Source organism: Geothrix rubra (genome assembly GCF_030268065.1).
Taxonomy (GTDB): domain Bacteria; phylum Acidobacteriota; class Holophagae; order Holophagales; family Holophagaceae; genus Geothrix; species Geothrix rubra.
Genome location: NZ_BSDD01000003.1, coordinates 31376 through 45985 on the forward strand (window position 1 = coordinate 31376; position 14610 = coordinate 45985).

Here is a 14610-nt window from a genome sequence, read left to right on the forward strand (position 1 = left end):
CCGGTTCTTCCGGGGCCGTGCCTGGTTGGATGCCGGGCTCAGAAGCTGTACCGGACGCCGAGCCGGACGGAGCGCGGGGCCTGGAAGTCGAAGGGCCCCCTGTAGTTCGAGTTCGTCTGCCCCACGTCCGACTGGGCGAAGTTGTACCTCTGGTCGATGACCGTGGCGGTCTGGGAGTCGAGCAGGTTGGTCACCTCCAGCACGATCCGGACGCGGTTCTTCCCGGCCAGTTTCATCTGGTAGGCCAGGCTGGTGTCGAGGCGCGTGGTGTCCGGGGTCCGTCCCTCGGTGCCCCGAGGGGTGAGGAAGAGCTCGTACCGGCCATACCCGTCGTGGTAGCCCAGGCGGCTGATGGGCGTGCCGGTCTGGTAGGTGAGGGTGGCGCCGAGGCTCCAGCCGGAGTCCCACTGGTACGAGCCGTTCGCCTTGACCTGGTGCTTCCGGTCGCCGCTCAGGTTGCCGTAGCTGTTGACGATGAACTCCGGAAGGTCGAAGGCGCTGTTGATGTTCGGGTCGAGCTGCCCCGTGCCATCGATGCCGCCGATGCCCTGGTAGGCGCCCTCGTAGTTGCCCTTCAGCTGGCTCCAGAGATAGCTGAACTGCCAGTTGTAGTGGTCCGCGAACTTCCGCTCGGCCGTGAGCTCGACCCCCCGGTAGTCGCGGATGGCCTGGGGATAGGTCACGCCGGCCGGGGAGCTCTGGCCGGGGTTCATGATGAAGTAGTCACCCAGGGGCGAGGTCACGTCCAGGCCGTCCTCGATGGCCCGGCCGAGGTAGCGGCGGATGAACTTGCCCCCGAAGGTGTAGAGGCTCCGGTAGGTGGTCTCGACGCCGAGGATGAACTCGTCCGTGTAGGAGCCCTTCAGGTTGGTGTCCACCGGCTCCACGTAGGAGCCCACGATGGAGGAGGCCGTGCCCACGTAGCCTTCCGCGGCAGTCGAAGGGGTCAGGTCCGTGGGGCTGAAGTTGTAGGTGGTGGGATTGCGTTCCACGCTGAAGGAGCGGATCACGAGGTCGAGGGGGATCTGCTCGTAGTAGCGGGAGAAGCTGCCGTAGAGCTTGTCCTGGCCCTTGCCCCGGAAATCCCAGATGAACCCGACCCGGGGGGACCACTGGTCCTTCAGGGAGACCACGGTGTTCCCGAACTGGTCCTTGATGTCCGTCTGGTCCAGGCGGACGCCGAGGTTGAGCGTCAGCGCGGGGATCACCGTCCACTTGTCCTGGGCGAAGTAGGCCTGGCTCTGGTGCTTGGGCTTGGAGGCGAAGACGATGCTGGGCGCGTTGAAGGGGGAGACCGTCGCGTCGGCCGTGGTCCACCAGTAGTGGCTGTAGATGTCCCCGCCGGGGCTCGTCTGGAGGCGGGTGACCTGCTGGCCTCCGGTGTAGCCCCGGTGGATGTCGGCGTTGTCGGTCTGCAGGTCGAAGCCGGCTTTCACCTCGTGGTTCCCGAGGAAGCCGGTGACGGAACCCGTGATGTTGTCGCGCGTGAATTTCTTGTCGTCCCAGCGGCCGAACCCGCCGCTCTGCACCCCGCCGTTGAGCTGGTCCACCAGCTGGATCTGGTCGCCGCCGCTGCCGGGCAGCACGGAGTTCGTCTCCTCGTGACGGCTCACCTGGAACTGGCCGAACCAGCGGTCCCCGGTCACCTCGTAGCGGAGGCTCAGGTCGGTGCCGCCCACCTCGCTCTTCCCCTCCCAGGTGCCGAGGCTCCCCTGCGGGGTCTTCGCGGCACCGGTGATGGTCTCGGGATCGCCGACCACCGAGGCGATCAGGCTCTGGCCCTCCGTCAGCTTCCAGGTGAGCTTCGCCGAGAAGAGGTCGCGGGTGGCATCCTTGGGCGCCAGGTCCCCGGCGTTGGGCGCCAGCCGGATCTGGAGCTTCTGGTTCTCCCGGCGGCGATCGTAGGCCACGAAGTACCACAGCTTGTCCTTGATGATGGCGCCGCCCACGTCGAATCCGATCTCGAAGGTCTTGTCCTCGAGGAGCAGCGGCTTGGAGAGGTTCCCGTCGTTCTGGTGCTTGTTGCCGGTTTTCAGGAAGGCACCCTCCGAGTAGGCGAACACGTCCCCGGTGAACTCGTTCCCGCCGGACTTGGTGATGACGTTGATGATCCCGCCCATGGCCTTGCCGTACTCGGCCTCGTAGCCCCCGGTCTTCACCTGGAATTCCTGGATGAACTCCATGGGGACGTTCTTCCCCTTGGTGCCGAACTCCACGTTGGTGGCGTTGACGCCGTCCACCACGTAGTTGTTCTCTGCCCCCGTGGCGCCGTACACCTTGAACCCGGCGTTGTCCTGGCTCACGCCCGGCACCAGGAGGGCGATGTTGGCGTAGTCCCGGGAGACGTTCAGGGCGCTGAGGGTCTCCGGGGTGTAGTTCCCGCCCACGGTGGTGGCCTTCAGGTCCACGGCGGCAGCGCTCTCCAGCACCTCCACGACGGCCGCGGCCACGGCGTTCATGGCCAGGTCCACCGTGGCCGTCTTGTCGAGGCCCACCTGCACCTGGGCCTTGGCCGCGTTCAGGCCCTCCCGGGTGGCCGTGAGGGTGCAGGGACCCGGGGGCACCAGGCCGAACCGGAAGGCCCCGTCCTCGTCGGTGACGGTGGTCCGCCCGCCCTGCAGGCCCGCCCCGGCGAGCACCACCTTGGCCCCGATCACCGGGTGGCCCTTGGGATCCCGGACGTGGCCCTGGACCGCGCCCGTGGTCTGGGCCAGAAGGACGGCGCTGCCCGAGGCGAGGAGCAGCGGCAGGTAGCGCAAGCGGGAGGAGAGCATGGCCACTCCGTTGGAATCGGCCCCACACAGGGGACCCGGCATTCAGGAAAGTGGACCTATGCTGCCCTGCTGCGAATGGGAATCAAGAGGAAATTATCCGGAATTTAACAACCGGAAGGTCGCCATTGCGGTCCTGGTGGAGGCCTACCAGTCCCCGCCGGAATCCCCGCCACCCGAGTCGCCGCCGCCCCAATCACCGCCCCCGGTATCACCACCCGAATCCCCCCAGTCGCTGGATCCCGAACCGGAGTCGCCCCAGTCGCTGGAGGATCCGCCGGAGGCCCCGCCGCCCCAGCCCCCGTCGTCCGTGCCGCCGTGGCCGTGGGAATGGCCGCCGCCCATCATGCTGCCGATCATCATGCCCGTGAGCAGGTCACCCACGCCGCCCCCAGGCTGGCCGTACCCGACCTGCCCCGGGGCCATCCCCTGCACGGGCGCATCCAGACCCAGCCGTCGGCGGGCGGAGGGCGGCAGTTCCTCGTCCTTCAGTTCCTGGACTCCCGCCTGCGCGCCGCAGTAGCCGCAGGTCCACTTCACGGAGCGGAGGCCATCCCAGTCCTGCTTCATGCCGTCGCCGGAGCCGCCGCAGGCCTGGCACTTGGGATAGGGGCAGGGGAACTTGTGGGCCTCCAGCGAGGTGGTGGGAAGGGCGCGGCGCGCCGCACCGAGCTGCTCAGGCCGGTCCTTCTTCCCCCTCAGGACGAAGTAGAGAACGATGCCGGCGATGAGGATGATCCAGAACATGGGCCCTCCGAGGGGACAAGGGTACCCGCTTTCCCCGGCCCGGGAGGCTGCCATCATCAGCCCCATGCGCGTCCTCCTTCCGCCTCCCGACGACCGCCCCTGGCGGGTGCTGGGGCTCATGTCCGGCACCAGCGCCGACGGCGTGGACGCCGTCCTCGTGGAGGTGGACGCGACGGGCTACGACGGCGGGCGGCCCTTCCGGGCCCTCCTCGGCCACCACCACCTGGCCTACCCGGAGGCCCTCCGCGAAGGTGTGCTGGCCGCCGCGGGCGACCGCCTGGCCCCCTCGGCGCTCTGCCGCCTGCAGCGCGAGCTGGGGAACCATCATGCGGAGGCCGCCCGGGAGCTGTGCGGATCCCTGGATCTGGCGCCGGATCTCGCGTCCCTCCACGGACAGACCGTGCAGCACCACCCGGATCGGGGCGCCACCCTCCAGCTGGCGGACCCCTACGTGCTGGTCGAGGCCCTCGGCTGCCCGGTGGTGTGGGACCTGCGGCGCCGGGACCTGGCCCTGGGCGGCCAGGGTGCGCCCCTGGTGCCCCTCACGGAGCGGTGGCTGCACGGCAGCGGCCCCTGGCTGGCCCTCAACCTGGGCGGCATCGCCAACCTCTGCGCCTGGGACGGTTCGCGGCTGCGGGCCTGGGACGCGGGCCCCGCCATGTCGCTCCTCGATCTGGCCGCCCGGCGCTGGCTGGACCTGGCCTTCGATCCGGAGGGCGCCACGGCCACCGGCGCCCTCGAGGAAGCCCTGCTGGCCCGCTGGCTGGCGCATCCCTTCTTCCGCCTGGAACCCCCGAAATCCACGGGCCGCGAGACCTTCGGCGAGGCCTGGCTGGCGGCGGAGGCCCCGGCCCTGGAGGTCCTGCCCCTGCCCGACCGCCTGGCCACCCTGGCGGCCTTCTCCGCGGCCTCCGTGGCGCGCGAGGTCGCCCGCCTGGGCCCGCTGCCGCCGGGCACCCGCGGCCTGGTCAGCGGCGGCGGAGCCCGCCACCGGCGCCTGCGCGACGAACTGGCCCGCCGGCTGCCGCTGGCCCTGGCTGATGACGTGGCCTTCCCTCCTGGCGCGCGGGAGGCCGTGAGCTGGGCCCTCCTGGGCGCCGCCAGCGCCCTGGGCCTGCCGGGAAACCTGCCGGAGGTGACCGGGGCCCGGCGGCCCGCCGTCCTGGGGAGCTGGGTATGGCCCTGAGGTGGCAGCGCTGGCTGGACCACCTCCCACCCTGGCTGGCCTGGGGCGCGGCGGCCTCCACGGGCGTCTACGATCCCGGCGAGACCGCGCTCATGGCCCTTCCCCTGGCCGCCGCCGCCGCGGTGGAAGTCCTGCGCCTGGACCTCAGCGGCATCCGGCGCTGGCTGGAGGCGGGCGCCCTGGCCTTCTTCGTCTTCGACCTGTTCCGGGGGCGGGGCATCTTCCCCGTGGCCATCCACACCCTGTTCCTCCTGGCGGGCCTCCGGCTGGCCCTGCCCCGGGAGCGGCCCCAGCGCCGCCAGCTCCTCCTCATGGGCTTCCTGCTCTTCCTCACCTCGGCGGTGAGCACCACCGACCCCGTCTTCCTGGCCTGGGCCGTGGCCTGGCTCCTGGCGGCCATGGCGGCCCTGCTCCAGCAGAGCTGGGAGGCCTCCGCCGTCCTGCGGCCCGGCCGCGCCCAGCCCCCGCCCCTCCGGAAGACCCCGCTGTGGGCCCTGGGTGCCTTCGCCTTCGGCTCGGTCTTCTTCCTGATGCTCCCGCGGGTCAGCCTGGGCTTGCGTCCCGTGCCCTTCCTGGGCCTCTCCTCCGCCTTCGGCCAGGCTGGCCTGAGCGACCACCTGGACCTCTCGGGCCAGGGACCGATCCAGCCCAACCCGGAGGTGGTGCTGCGGATCATCCCCCCAGCCGGGGAGCAGCCGGGGCGGGATCCCCGCGGGGCCGAGGGCCTGGGTCTGCTCCGGGGTGTGGTGCTGGAATCCGTGCGGGGTTTCCGGTGGGAGGTGTCCGAAGCCACGCCCGATGCGCCGAACCCGCCCGTCCTGGGGGACTTCCGCGCCCCGGGCGACCTGCGGCAGGCGGAGTTCTTCCTCTCGCCCACGCCCCGCGGCATCCTCCCCCTGCCCTACGGCCTCTTCGGCATCGGGCGGCCCCCGGTGCCCCTGCGGCGCGGATCCGGGGGCAGCCTCCGGTGGCGCTACCCCACCCCCCGGGCCCTGCCCCTGCAGGTGACCTGGCGTCCGGACCGCGACGGCCCGCAGGAGCCGCGCCTGGGTCCCGCCCGCTGGGCGCAGCTCACGCGGCTCGAGCCCGAGCACGAGGCCGCACGGCGGTGGAGCCTGCGGCTGGCGCCCCAGATCCTCCAGGCCCCGGACCTGGCCCGGACCCTGGAGGCGGCGCTCCGCGGCTGGCGCTACACCCTCGACAATCCCAGCGGACGGGCCGCCAACCCGCTGGAGGACTTCCTGGACCGCACCCAGGCGGGGCATTGCGAGTACTTCGCCTCGGCCATGGCCCTCATGCTGCGGGCCCGGGGCGTGCCGGCCCGCGTGGTGAACGGCTACCGGCTGGGCCCCTGGATTGCTGAAGGCGGCTACTACCGGGTGAGCCAGGACGAGGCCCACAGCTGGGTGGAGTACTGGGACCAGGGGGTGTGGCACGTGGCGGACCCCACCCCGGCGGCTCCGGCCGCCGGGTCGGAGGGCGGGACCGGCCTGGGCCTGCTCTCCCGGTGGACCGACGCCCTGCGGTACCGCTGGGACCGCTATGTGGTGCGGTTCTCCGACCAGGACCAGCAGGCGGGCTTCGGCTGGCTCCGGGATCGCCTGTCCGGCTGGTCCTGGCGCTGGACGCCGCCGGCCCGGAGCACCGTGGGGGTCCTCGGCGGGGTCGCCGCGCTCTGGCTGCTCTGGCGCACCCGGGCATTCTGGCGGCCACGCCCCGCGGATCCGGACCGCATCAAGGCCCTCCGTCCCCTGCTGGCGCGCCTGCGCCGCAAGGTGCCTCCGGCGGCCGGGGAGACGGCCCGGGGCTGGCTCCTCCGCCTGGGGACCCACCGTCCCGAACGGCGGGAGGCCCTGGCCCGCCTCGCCGACGCGGTGGACGCCGAGGCCTACGGCGAGGGACGCCCGGGTCCCGCCGCCGACCTGGCACGGACGGAGGCGGGAGCCTGGCGCGGGTGGCGGCCTACTTCGTGAACTTCTCGAAGGCCTTCATGAGCTCCATGGGCAGCGGGAAGACGATGGTGCTGTTCTTCTCCACGGCGATCTCGGTGAGGGTCTGCAGGTAGCGCATCTGGATGGCGGTGGGGTTCTCGCTGATCTTGTTGGCGGCTTCCAGCAGCTGCTGGCTGGCCATCAGTTCGCCCTCGGCGGCGATGATCTTCGCGCGCTTCTCGCGCTCCGCCTCGGCCTGCTTGCCCATGGCGCGCTGGATCTGCTCGGGCAGGTCCACGCTCTTCAGCTCCACGGCGGACACCTGGATGCCCCAGGGCTCGGTGGACTGGTCGATGATCTCCTGCAGGCGCTTGCTCAGCTTCTCCCGGTCGGCCAGCAGCTCGTCCAGGGTCACCTCGCCGAGCACACTGCGCAGCGTCGTCTGGGCGATCTGGCTGGTGGCGTAGAAGTAGTTCTCCACGCCCACGATGGCCTGCTTGGGATCCAGCACCTTGAAGTAGACGACGGCGCTCACCTTCAGGCTCACGTTGTCGCGGGTGATGATGTCCTGGCTGGGCACGTCGAGCACCACGGTGCGGAGCGAGACGATCACGGCCTTCTGGAAGGGACGCCAGATGAAGCGGAGGCCGGGCCCCAGCGGGGTTTCGCCCACCTTGCCGAGGGTGAAGATGACGGCTCGTTCGTACTGGTTGATGACCTTGATGCAGCTCAGGACCCAGACGATCAGGGCGAGGCCCACGGGGCCGAAACAGCCAAGGGAGGAAATCAGGGCGTCCATTCAGGACCTCCGGGGATGGTTGGCCCCAGTCTACGCCCTGACGAAGGGATTCCCCCCGGCCTCCTCGCCGATGGTGGTGGCGGGACCATGGCCGGGGATCACGAGGGTGGCCCCGTCGAGGACATACAGCTCCCGGCGGATGCTCTCCTCCAGGTGGTCCCAGCTCCCGCCCCAGAGGTCCGTGCGGCCCACGCCGCCCCGGAACAGGGTGTCCCCGGCCAGCACCACCTGGCCCTTCTCGAAGGCGCCGTGGAAGCAGCAGGAACCGGGCGTGTGCCCCGGCGTGTGGAGGGTGGTCAGGTCCAGGTGACGGTCTCCGGCGGCCAGGGGGACCATGTCGGGCCGGGGGATGGCGGGCATGCCGAACATCCCTGTCTGCTGGGCCAGGGCCTCGATGAGGAAGCCGTCCTCGCCGTGCAGGTGGGCGGGACACTGCCAGAGGTCCTGGAGCTCCTTCGTGGCGCCGACGTGGTCGAAGTGGGCGTGGGTGTGCAGGAGGGATGTCACGGTGAAGCCGAGGGCCTCCACGCGGCGGCGGATCTTGGCCCCGTCTCCGCCCGGATCCACCACCACCCCGCGGCCCGTCGCCGGATCCCACAGCAGCGAGCAGTTGCAGCCCAGGGGGCCGACCGGGAAGGACTCGAGCTTCAGCATGACCCCAGTCTACGGTTCACCACTCGATGTGGTAGATGCAGGCCCGGTGGCCCTGCTTCCGGCATCCCGTCCCCGACAGGTGGGAAAGGCCCGGCGGATGCCCGCTGGGCGCATGGTGGGCGAGGAGGGTCTCGAGGATGCCCTGGTCCAGCTCGCAGCCGTAGGGATTGTCGCAGTAGAGCTCCATGCGCCGGGGCCCGAGCGGTTTGCAGGTGTAATGGCCGATCCGACCGCCCCGGTGGTTCACCTGGTAGGCGATGTCGAGGGTCAGGAGGGCCCGCTCGAGCGTTTCCACCTCAGGCGGGAAGCGCGAGCCGACGGGGATGGCCCGTCCCGCCGACCGGAGTGCGGCTTCCCCGTAGCGTCCCCCGGCCTCGCGCAAGGTGTCCAGCAGGGCCTGGTGGGAGTACCAGCCCTCCCGTTCGGGATCCAGCACCCCGGCCCGACCCAGGAGGGCCATCGCCTCGTCCCGGGGCATGCCCGCGGAGGCCAGCCCGTCGACCATCGCAAGCAGGCTTCCGCCCCAGATTTCCACGTCGGGCGAGAAGGCTTTGAACTCGGGCATGGGGACGTTCAGGATGAAGGGAGGATTCGGCCCTCGGGACTCAGTCTAGATTTGACCCAGGCCCAAACCCCTTGAAAAACATGAGCATTCGGTCAAACGTCGGAAAATCCCCAATCCTCCAGCGCAAGCTGGCCGATCTCCCTCTGCGTCCGGGTTGCTACCTCTACCGCGACCAGAAGGGGAACCTCCTCTACATCGGCAAGGCCAAGGTCCTCCGGAACCGGGTGAAGTCCTATTTCCAGAACAAGCACCAGGACGCCAAGACGCGGCGGCTGGTGGCCCGCATCTGGGACCTGGAGTTCATCGTCTGCGAGACGGAGCTGGAAGCCCTGGTGCTGGAGAACAACCTCATCAACGAGCACCTGCCGCCCTTCAACATCCTGCTCCGCGACGACAAGAGCTATCCCTACGTGAAGCTCACCTGGAAGGAGGCCTTCCCCAAGGTGTTCGTGACGCGGAAGGTGCGGAAGGACGGCGGCCTCTACTACGGCCCCTTCTTCCCGGCCAGCACGGCCTACCGCACGGCGGAGCTGGTGTACCGCTTCTTCCAGATCCGCGACTGCGACATCGAGATCGACGGCAAGCGCGGCCGGGCCTGCCTCAAGTACCAGCTCCACCGCTGCACGGCCCCCTGCATCGCCGCCGTGGACCAGGCCGCCTACCGCGAGCAGGCCAAGGAGGCGCGCCTCTTCCTGGAGGGCAAGCGGGACGAGCTGAAGGCCCGGCTGGAAGCGGCCATGTGGCAGGCGGCCGAGGCCGCGGCCTTCGAGCGGGCCGCCCAATACCGCGACGCGCTGCAGCAGGTGGACGCCTGGTTCACGCGCCAGAAGGCCGCCAGCCCCAACCTGGAGGACCTCGATGTCTACGGCAGCGCCGTGCTGGACGGCCGGGCCTGCGTGCATCGGCTGATGCTGCGCGACGGCCGGATGATGGGCCGCCAGGAGCATGTGCTGGACGACGTGGAGGCCTTCGACGGCGCGGTGCTGGCGGAGGTGCTGCAGCGCGTGTACAGCGCCGATGCCGTTCCGGGCCGCATCCTCGTGGAGGTGGAGCCCGAGGACGCGGAGCTGCTCCGCGACTGGCTCGGTGGCATGCGCGGGAGCCGCCCGCAGATCCATGTGCCCAGGAAGGGCGAGAAGGTGGACCTGCTGGCCATGGCCCAGGAGAACGCCCGCCTGGCCCTGGAGCGGAAGTTCGAGCCGGCGCGGCTGAGCGAGGCCGTGCTGGAGGGCCTGCAGGCCTTCCTGGGCCTCAGCCATCTGCCCCGGCGCATCGAGTGCTTCGACATCAGCCACGGCCAGGGCCGCGAGGTGGTGGCCAGCTGCGTGGTGTTCAGCGAGGGGGCCCCCGACAAGGCCCGCTACCGCCGCTTCAAGATGACCAACGAGCAGAACGACGACTTCGCCAACATGCACGAGGCCGTCACGCGCCGCTACAAGCGGATGAAGGAGGAAGGCCAGGACTTCCCCGACCTGGTGCTCATCGACGGCGGCCTGGGCCAGCTCCATGCCGCCGAGGCCGCGCTGAAGGAACTGGGCCTGGAGCAGTTGGAGGTGGGCAGCCTCGCCAAGAAGGAGGAGCTGGTCTTCCGCCCGGGATCCAGCGAACCGTTGCGCATCCCGAAATCCTCGCCCGTGCTCCAGCTCCTGCAGCGCATCCGCGATGAGGCCCACCGCTTCGCCATCACCTACCACCGGGCCCTCCGGGCCAAGCGCACGCTCCAGACCGAGCTCACGCAGATCCCGGGCATCGGCCCGGCCACCGCCAGGAAGCTGCTCCAGGCCTTCGGCAGCGCCACCCGCGTGCGGGAGGCCCCCGAGGCGGAACTGTCCGAGGTGGCAGGCCCCGCGGTGGCGGGACGGATCGCCTCGTGGAAGCAGTCTCAATCGCCGCAACCCCATAAATCTCAGGACATTTAGGTCAACTGGTTCGGCTTCAACCCCTCGCGGCGGAATCGCCTCTGTGGGGGTGTGCGGACGGTTCCGCACCCACCAGGAGGCACCCATGAAGACCTCGATCTGGCTGGCCGCGACCCTCGGCGCGACCCTCGCCCTCTCGGCCCAGACGACCACGCAGGACCAGACCCGGTCCCAGAGCCGGACCCAGGACCGGACGCAGGCCCGGGACCAGACCCGCGACCAGGCGCAGGCGCAGACCCGCAGCCGCGACCAGCTCCGCAAGCGCGACGGCAGCTGCGGCCAGGCCCCCGGCACGGGACAGCGGCTGGGCCAGGCCGGCGGGCGGAGTGGCCGCGGACGCTGATCGGCCGCACCCTTTCGGAATCCATTCGCCGCCCCGGAGCCCACCGATGCTGAAGCGACTCGCCCCCCTCGTCCTGGCCTCCCTGTGCCTCTCCGCCCAGGAGGACCCCTTCGACCTCGAGCCGCCGAAGCTCACCACGACCACCCGTGTGGCCGTGGGCGGGTACGACCAGGCCTTCTCCGATGGCTACGGCCGCTGGAAGGGCTGGACCCTGGAAGGCACGATCTATCCCACCAGCGGCGGGCCCTGGCAGCTCGCCGCGGTGGGCTTCGACCGGCCCGAGGGCAAGGGCACCCTCTTCTCGGCAGGCAAGTACCTGCTGATCGGCAAGGCCTCCTCCGTCTACCTCGGCGTGAGCGGGGGCACCAACGAGGACATCCTGCCGAAGGGGCGGGTGGACGTGGACTTCCATCTCGACCTCGCCGCCGGCTGGAAGTTCGACCTGGCCGGGGCCCTCAGCCGCTTCTCGGGCGACCAGGAGGTCCGGCTGCTCCAGGCAGGCCCGGCCTACCAGGGCGCCTCCTGGAGCGCCTCGGTCTGGGTGCAGCGCCTGCAGTACGAACCCACCGGGGATTCGGATACGGGCTGCATCGTGAACCTGCGCGTGGGCGCCAACGACTTCGCCATGTGGCACAACCTGCGCCTGGCCTGGGGCCGGGGCATCATTGAAAGCACCGCCTCCGGCGGCGGCCTCACCTCGGGCACGACCACCATGACCATGGGCGGCACCGGCTACGGCGGGCGCTCCGGACGCGGCCAGGGCGGGACCACCACCACCACGACCACAACCACCACCTACCTGGCGGGCTCCATCCCGCAGGAACGCCTCGCCAGCCTCTCCGGCCACTGGCCCCTGAATGACAGCCTGGCCCTGAAGGCGGAGGCCACCTGGGGCGAGAAGGTCTCCACCTACCATTTCTGGGGTGGGAGCCTGCAGCTGGTGGTCACCTTCTGAGGGAGGCTACTTCCCGGCGGCCTGCAGCTTGGCGAGTTCCTCGCGAGCCGCATCGCTGCCCTTCTCGGCCGCCTGCCGGTACCAGTGGAGCCCCTTCTCCCGATCCTGCGGCACGTTGAGGCCGTAGTAGTACATCACCCCGAGCATGCGCATGGCGTGGGCATCCCCGGCCTTCGCCTGATCGAGGTAGGTCTGGACCCCAGCTGGCACGACCTCCGGCGAAGGCGCCTGCGCAGCCGGTGCCGGGGCCGGCCCTCCGCGGAAGAAGACCAGATAGGCCCCGCCGAGGACCACCGCCAGGAAGGCGATGCCGCCGAGGAGCTTCCAGGGTCCCGACCTGTGGGCCTCGGATGCGGGCGCCAGGGGCGGCCCTTCCGGCGGCGGGGCGAGCCCCGGATCCGTGGCATCCGAGGGCAGGACGTCCATCTTGACGGTGCTGCGGGGATCCAGTGGCATCCCGGTCGGGAGCTTCTGGGTGGCGTCCGGGGAGGGTGCCCGCTCGGGGGAGGGTGGCGTCTGAGGGTCCGTCATGGGCGTTCCTCGGGAGGCGTACAGGATAGACCGGTGATCCGGGCGCTCAACCCATGCGCTGGATGCGGAGGATGAGTTCCTCGTATTTCAGCCATTCGTCGAAGGCCCAGAGGCGGGCCTGTTCCTCCCAGGCGCTCACCAGGCGATCCGCGGGCGGCAGTTCGGGCCGCCAGGCCGGTTCCGGTGCGCCGCTCTCCTCGTGGCAGACCAGGCTGGCGAGATCCGGCAGCTTGAGCTGCTCGCAGTGGCGGCTGATGACCTGGAGGGGTTCCCCCAGGGCATGGACCGGGTGCCCAATGGCCTTCCCCAGCTCGGAGGCGGTGAGCGGACGTCGGCGTTCCCGGGCCTGGGCCACCAGCAGCCGGACGAGTTCGGGGGCGAGGTGAGGGGTGCTCATGGGACCTCCTTCTGGGCCCGGGCCCAGACCTGCAGGCCCGGCATGAAACCGAGGAACATCACCGGCGGGAGGAACAGGAAGGCCAGGGCATGGCGGGCGGCATGCCAGCCCACCAGCGCCCAGTAGAGGGCGCCCCACAGGGCGCTGGTGAGCGAGAGGGCCGCGGCGAGCAGGGCCTCCCGCCGGAGGATCCCCGGCCGCGCCACGGCGGGGACCTCTCCAAAGGCCTTCAGGACCCGGCCGCGGCGCCAGGTGGCCCAGGCCGCGGCCAGGAACACGAGCCCGGTGAAGGTGTAGCCCACCTGCTGGTAGGTCCCCGCCACGGGGTTCCCACCCGGCGTCAGCACGCCGGCGGCGGCCAGGCCCAGGACCAGCAGCGGTCCGGCCACGCAGGCCGCCAGTCCCGCCGCCCGGGCCTTCCGATGGGCCTCCCGCACAGCCTCTGGGATCTCAACCACGGTGCCCCGCCTCCAGGACCGCCAGCCACGCTTCCGGTCCCGGTACCAGGATGAGGTATCCGGCCGGCGGCACCAGGAAAAGCAGGAGGGCCAGGGGGGTGGCCCCGGGACCCGCCAGCATCCCGGCCACCAGGCCGAAGATGGCCACGGATTCCAGGAGGGCGCAGGAGACCACCGTGGCCTGCCGGGAGATCGCCACGGCCCGGGACAGGGTGGGGTCCCGCCGCAGCTGGTTCATGAACAGGGGGCCCAGCAGGAAGGTGGCGCCCAGGGTGCCCGCAGCCAGGAAGGCCGACCCCAGGACCGCCGGATGGGTCCAGGGGACTCCCAGCCGGAGCGACGGGAGCACCGGGCCCTTCACCACGGTCATGGCGAACACCAGGACGTACACCAGGGGCGCGCCGAAGCACAGGACCCAGGCCAGGAGGCGCGTGAGGGTCCACGCCTGCTGGAACTGGCGACGGTCGTCGGGAGTGAGGGGCGGCATGGTCGCTCCTGGGTTGGGTCAGGCGGCCTCGGCCGCCTTCACGCGGATCTCGCCGAAGACCTCGCCCTGCACCAGGGCGATGCGGCCCGTGCGGACCAGCTCGAGTAGGGCGAGGAAGGTGAGCACCAGCTCCTCCCGGGTGCGGACCCGCCCCAGCAGGCCCTGGAAGGGCTTCCAGAGGCCGTCCTGCAGCTCGGTGAGCACCTCCATGACCCGCTGCTCCAGCGTCTTCGGCTGGGTGCGGACCTGGACGGGCGGGGGCGGCATGAGGCGCTTCAAGGCCTCCCGGTAGGCGCCCAGGAGGTCGAAGAGGGTCGCGCGGATGGGTTCGTCCTCCACCCGCCGGTGGTCCTCCAGGTCCAGCCCCGGGGCGAAGGCGATCTTCTGCCAGTCGGACTCGCGTTCGGAGAGCACCTGGGCCGCAGCCTTCACCTGCTGGTAGTCCAGCAGCCGCTGCACCAGCTCCTCGCGGGGATCCTCCTCGCCCGTCTCCGCGGGCGGGCGGGGCAGCATGAGCCGCGACTTGATCTGGAGCAGCTGGGCGGCCATGGCCACGAATTCCGCGGCGATCTCCAGGTTCAGCTCCTCCATGAGCTTCAGGTATTCCATGTACTGCCGGGTCACCTCGGCCATGGGCAGGTCGAGGATCTCCAGCTTCTGCTCGCGGATCAGGTGCAGGAGCAGGTCCAGGGGGCCATCGAAGGAGGCCAGGTGCAGGGGGAGGTCCTTGAACTTGGTCTCGAAGCCCTTGGGCGGCTCGAAGGTCCGCGGAGCTTCCGCGGCGGGCACCCCCTCGGCGGGGGGTTCGGGCAATTCCTGCGGGGTGTCGGTCATGCGTCCATTCTAACCGTCCCGGCCCCCGAGGGG

General features: G+C 70.7%; 15 protein-coding genes. 5 read left to right on the forward strand and 10 right to left on the reverse strand.

What is annotated here, in order from left to right:
* Window positions 1-38: 38 nt before the first annotated feature.
* Window positions 39-2774 carry a TonB-dependent receptor gene (locus QSJ33_RS08100; RefSeq protein ID WP_285724400.1) on the reverse strand — a complete coding sequence of 912 codons (2736 nt, stop codon included), beginning with the start codon at window positions 2772-2774 and terminating at the stop codon, window positions 39-41.
* 144 nt (window positions 2775-2918) lie between these two features.
* Window positions 2919-3518 (reverse strand): hypothetical protein, encoded by a 600-nt coding sequence (locus tag QSJ33_RS08105; protein ID WP_285724402.1) that lies wholly within the window; start codon window positions 3516-3518, stop codon window positions 2919-2921.
* Between the two features lie 64 nt (window positions 3519-3582).
* On the opposite strand from QSJ33_RS08105, the gene QSJ33_RS08110 reads away from it, so the two are divergent.
* Together QSJ33_RS08110 and QSJ33_RS08115 are read left to right on the forward strand one after the other, a co-directional pair.
* The gene (locus tag QSJ33_RS08110) at window positions 3583-4704 is read left to right on the forward strand and encodes an anhydro-N-acetylmuramic acid kinase (RefSeq protein WP_285724404.1); all 1122 of its coding nucleotides are present in this window, start codon (window positions 3583-3585) and stop codon (window positions 4702-4704) included.
* Window positions 4695-6677 carry a transglutaminase TgpA family protein gene (locus QSJ33_RS08115; RefSeq protein WP_285724407.1) on the forward strand — a complete coding sequence of 661 codons (1983 nt, stop codon included), beginning with the start codon at window positions 4695-4697 and terminating at the stop codon, window positions 6675-6677. Before QSJ33_RS08110 ends, QSJ33_RS08115 begins: the two co-directional genes overlap by 10 nt.
* On the opposite strand, the gene QSJ33_RS08120 is transcribed toward QSJ33_RS08115, so the two are convergent.
* From QSJ33_RS08120 to QSJ33_RS08130, 3 genes are read right to left on the reverse strand one after another with little or no spacing between them, the layout of a single operon-like run.
* Window positions 6667-7434, reverse strand: a complete 768-nt coding sequence (locus QSJ33_RS08120) for a slipin family protein (protein WP_285724409.1) — start codon at window positions 7432-7434, stop codon at window positions 6667-6669. The two genes, QSJ33_RS08115 and QSJ33_RS08120, sit on opposite strands and share 11 nt — an antisense overlap.
* A gap of 30 nt (window positions 7435-7464) precedes the next feature.
* The gene (locus QSJ33_RS08125) at window positions 7465-8088 is read right to left on the reverse strand and encodes an MBL fold metallo-hydrolase (protein WP_285724411.1); all 624 of its coding nucleotides are present in this window, start codon (window positions 8086-8088) and stop codon (window positions 7465-7467) included.
* A 16-nt stretch (window positions 8089-8104) separates the two neighbouring features.
* Complete coding sequence (locus QSJ33_RS08130) at window positions 8105-8653, reverse strand: hypothetical protein (RefSeq protein WP_285724412.1); 549 nt, start codon at window positions 8651-8653, stop codon at window positions 8105-8107.
* 80 nt (window positions 8654-8733) lie between these two features.
* Here QSJ33_RS08130 and uvrC point away from each other — a divergent pair, with 80 nt between their 5' ends.
* From uvrC to QSJ33_RS08145, 3 genes are all read left to right on the forward strand, one after another.
* Window positions 8734-10572: an excinuclease ABC subunit UvrC gene (gene uvrC / locus QSJ33_RS08135; RefSeq protein WP_285724414.1), complete on the forward strand. Its 1839-nt coding sequence runs from the start codon at window positions 8734-8736 to the stop codon at window positions 10570-10572.
* A gap of 85 nt (window positions 10573-10657) precedes the next feature.
* The gene (locus tag QSJ33_RS08140; RefSeq protein WP_285724416.1) at window positions 10658-10915 is read left to right on the forward strand and encodes a hypothetical protein; all 258 of its coding nucleotides are present in this window, start codon (window positions 10658-10660) and stop codon (window positions 10913-10915) included.
* A gap of 46 nt (window positions 10916-10961) precedes the next feature.
* The gene (locus tag QSJ33_RS08145) at window positions 10962-11870 is read left to right on the forward strand and encodes a YaiO family outer membrane beta-barrel protein (protein ID WP_285724418.1); all 909 of its coding nucleotides are present in this window, start codon (window positions 10962-10964) and stop codon (window positions 11868-11870) included.
* Window positions 11871-11876: 6 nt separating this feature from the next.
* Here the strand turns inward: QSJ33_RS08145 and QSJ33_RS08150 are convergent, their stop codons facing one another.
* The 5 genes from QSJ33_RS08150 to QSJ33_RS08170 are packed head-to-tail and all read right to left on the reverse strand — an operon-like array spanning window position 11877 to window position 14577.
* Window positions 11877-12401: a tetratricopeptide repeat protein gene (locus QSJ33_RS08150; protein ID WP_285724420.1), complete on the reverse strand. Its 525-nt coding sequence runs from the start codon at window positions 12399-12401 to the stop codon at window positions 11877-11879.
* A gap of 46 nt (window positions 12402-12447) precedes the next feature.
* Entirely contained in the window at window positions 12448-12798 is a 351-nt protein-coding gene (locus QSJ33_RS08155) for a hypothetical protein (protein WP_285724422.1), read from the reverse strand.
* Window positions 12795-13256, reverse strand: coding sequence for a hypothetical protein (locus tag QSJ33_RS08160; protein ID WP_285724424.1), 462 nt, complete (start codon window positions 13254-13256; stop codon window positions 12795-12797). Before QSJ33_RS08160 ends, QSJ33_RS08155 begins: the two co-directional genes overlap by 4 nt.
* Window positions 13249-13743 (reverse strand): hypothetical protein, encoded by a 495-nt coding sequence (locus QSJ33_RS08165; protein ID WP_285724426.1) that lies wholly within the window; start codon window positions 13741-13743, stop codon window positions 13249-13251. The genes QSJ33_RS08160 and QSJ33_RS08165 overlap by 8 nt, the downstream gene beginning before the upstream one ends.
* 18 nt (window positions 13744-13761) lie before the next feature.
* Window positions 13762-14577, reverse strand: a complete 816-nt coding sequence (locus QSJ33_RS08170) for a segregation and condensation protein A (protein WP_285724428.1) — start codon at window positions 14575-14577, stop codon at window positions 13762-13764.
* Window positions 14578-14610 lie beyond the last annotated feature (33 nt).

Coding starts and splice junctions, on each gene's coding strand:
- QSJ33_RS08140 (WP_285724416.1), top strand. CDS start 10,658: ATGAAGACCTCGATCTGGCTGGCCGCGACCCTCGGCGCGACCCTCGCC.
- QSJ33_RS08145 (WP_285724418.1), top strand. CDS start 10,962: ATGCTGAAGCGACTCGCCCCCCTCGTCCTGGCCTCCCTGTGCCTCTCC.
- QSJ33_RS08170 (WP_285724428.1), bottom strand. CDS start 14,577: ATGACCGACACCCCGCAGGAATTGCCCGAACCCCCCGCCGAGGGGGTG.
- QSJ33_RS08100 (WP_285724400.1), bottom strand. CDS start 2,774: ATGCTCTCCTCCCGCTTGCGCTACCTGCCGCTGCTCCTCGCCTCGGGC.
- uvrC (WP_285724414.1), top strand. CDS start 8,734: ATGAGCATTCGGTCAAACGTCGGAAAATCCCCAATCCTCCAGCGCAAG.
- QSJ33_RS08155 (WP_285724422.1), bottom strand. CDS start 12,798: ATGAGCACCCCTCACCTCGCCCCCGAACTCGTCCGGCTGCTGGTGGCC.
- QSJ33_RS08130 (WP_285724412.1), bottom strand. CDS start 8,653: ATGCCCGAGTTCAAAGCCTTCTCGCCCGACGTGGAAATCTGGGGCGGA.
- QSJ33_RS08150 (WP_285724420.1), bottom strand. CDS start 12,401: ATGACGGACCCTCAGACGCCACCCTCCCCCGAGCGGGCACCCTCCCCG.
- QSJ33_RS08165 (WP_285724426.1), bottom strand. CDS start 13,743: ATGCCGCCCCTCACTCCCGACGACCGTCGCCAGTTCCAGCAGGCGTGG.
- QSJ33_RS08125 (WP_285724411.1), bottom strand. CDS start 8,088: ATGCTGAAGCTCGAGTCCTTCCCGGTCGGCCCCCTGGGCTGCAACTGC.
- QSJ33_RS08110 (WP_285724404.1), top strand. CDS start 3,583: ATGCGCGTCCTCCTTCCGCCTCCCGACGACCGCCCCTGGCGGGTGCTG.
- QSJ33_RS08105 (WP_285724402.1), bottom strand. CDS start 3,518: ATGTTCTGGATCATCCTCATCGCCGGCATCGTTCTCTACTTCGTCCTG.
- QSJ33_RS08120 (WP_285724409.1), bottom strand. CDS start 7,434: ATGGACGCCCTGATTTCCTCCCTTGGCTGTTTCGGCCCCGTGGGCCTC.
- QSJ33_RS08115 (WP_285724407.1), top strand. CDS start 4,695: ATGGCCCTGAGGTGGCAGCGCTGGCTGGACCACCTCCCACCCTGGCTG.